The organism is Candidatus Saccharimonadia bacterium (assembly GCA_035544015.1).
In the GTDB taxonomy this organism is placed as follows: domain Bacteria; phylum Patescibacteriota; class Saccharimonadia; order UBA4664; family UBA4664; genus UBA5169.
On sequence record DATKIP010000114.1, the window covers coordinates 1 to 2,123 of the forward strand.

1 protein-coding gene and 1 pseudogene are annotated in these 2,123 nt (G+C 59.5%); both read left to right on the plus strand.

Annotation, left to right across the window (positions count from 1 at the left end; genetic code table 11):
- The first annotated feature begins 342 nt into the window (after positions 1 to 342).
- Complete coding sequence (locus VMT30_09560) at positions 343 to 1,473, plus strand: transposase (protein ID HVQ45172.1); 1,131 nt, start codon at positions 343 to 345, stop codon at positions 1,471 to 1,473.
- A gap of 401 nt (positions 1,474 to 1,874) precedes the next feature.
- Positions 1,875 to 2,123: pseudogene (locus tag VMT30_09565) on the plus strand (transposase family protein).

Genomic DNA, 2,123 nt, shown 5'->3' on the forward strand with positions numbered 1-2,123 from the left:
CGTGAAGCACACGATGTTACGGCGACGCTACATGCGGAAATCTATGACCGTGCGGCCCGATGCCTGAACGATTATCTAGTTCCATGGAAGTCATATGCGGGATCCGACGGTTCAACTGAAGGACGCGCGGAGTCGAACCGACATCAATAAATTCCGACCAATGAGTCCTGTAGCGTACCCGGCAGTAGCCTCCGAAATTGGGACTACTGAGCCAATTGCAAAATTGCACCGGCGAGCTGAATTATCGATTTTTTGGGGGGTGATTTGTGATGTGTCCGCGAACTCGAATCGTGTCGGTAGGGTGTTTCCGCAACGAATCACTCAACCGAACCGGACGCGGACATGCCTCTACGCGACTTTCTATCAATCACGTGGAACCACATTCAAGCCAATCTTTTCCCCTGGCTCACGGAGGAGCTCGGGCCGCTCACTGATACGCACAAGCAAGTGATCGCGACGCTGGAGCTGGTTCGCATCGAGACGCTGATGCGCGATTGGCCTGGTCTGCCGGGTCGGCCGCTTCGCGACCGCGCGGCGTTGGCACGCGCATTCGTCGCTAAAGCCGTGATGGGGCTGCCGACGACGTCGATGCTGATCGAGCGGCTTGCGGTGGACAAGCGTTTGCGTCGGCTGTGCGGTTGGGAACGCCCCGGACAGGTGCCGAGCGAGTCCACGTTCTCGCGGGCTTTTGCCGAGTTTGCGACATGCGAGCTGCCGAGCCATGTGCACGAGGCGTTGATCAAGCGGACCCACAAGGATCGGCTGGTCGGTCACATCTCACGCGATGCGACCGCCATTGAGGCCCGCGAGAAAGCGGTGAAAGTCGCTACTCCCGAGACGCCAAAGCGTAAGCGCGGCCGGCCCAAGAACGGCGTGGTGGTCGAGAAGGAGCCGCGGCGGCTCGAGCGCCAAGCCACGATGTCGCTCGCCGAAATGTTGAACGATTTGCCAAAGCACTGCGCGGTCGGGACCAAGCGTAATGCAAAGGGCTACAAGACGAGCTGGACCGGCTACAAGCTGCACATCGACACGGCCGACGGCGACATTCCGATAACGTGCCTTCTGACCTCCGCCTCGTTGCACGACAGCCAGGTGGCAATCCCGCTTGCAACGCTGACCGCCGGGCGGGTGACCAGTCTCTACGACCTGATGGACAGCGCCTATGATGCGCCGGAGATCGCGCAAAGGAGCCATGCTCTCGGTCACGTGCCGATCATCGACAAGAACCCAAGGAGCGCACCAGGCAAGGCCGAGATGGCGGCCGAAGCTCGCGGCAAACAAATCGCGGGCTACAAGCTTGCCGAGCAGGTACGCTACAATGAGCGCAGTGCCGCGGAGCGCGTCAATGCCCGGCTCAAAGATGAGTTCGGCGGGCGCAACGTGCGGGTGCGCGGCCACGCCAAGGTCTTATGCCACCTGATGTTCGGCGTTCTGGCGCTGACTTGCGATCAACTCATGCGACTAATCATCTGATCGCGATCCGCTGCCGAGCCGCAGCCATTGAAGCTGCCAAATTTGAGAGCGCGGAAACAGCGCACAGACCAGGTGTGTCAAACAATCGCCAATTCACCATACCTTCGACGCCGCCACCCAACGCAGGCTTGCAAAATCCTGTACTCGCGATCACCACGAGTCCGACATGCGGCGCGAGCTAAACAGTTTTGCAATTGGCTCTTTGTTTAGGTATTTTGCATTACGGCTGGGTTCGGAATTTGGCATCAATAGTAGATGGCACGACCATCGAAGCGAAGCCGGCGGCTTTGGGATACGTATTCGTTCCCTGGTTTTCGACCGGCGCCAGCAGTGCGCGGGATTTTTGGTGATCCGAAGGCCCGCGTGGTCACGCTCAGGCGGCGCTCAAAAAAACGGCTTGTGGCTGTTGCGGTCGCATCCAGATGGGTTGGTATGACCGGAAGGTCCGGCGCGTGCGTGATCTTTCGTGCGGCGACACGCGGATATTTCTGGAATTGGAGGTTCGGCGGATTGACTGCCGCCGTTGTGGCAAGGTGAAGCGGGAACGGCTCGACTTTCTGGCGGACAATCCGCTCTATACCAAGCGCTTTGCTTACTACGTGGGCCGGCGCTGTCGGGCGGAGACGATCAAGGATGTGGCGGCGGAATTG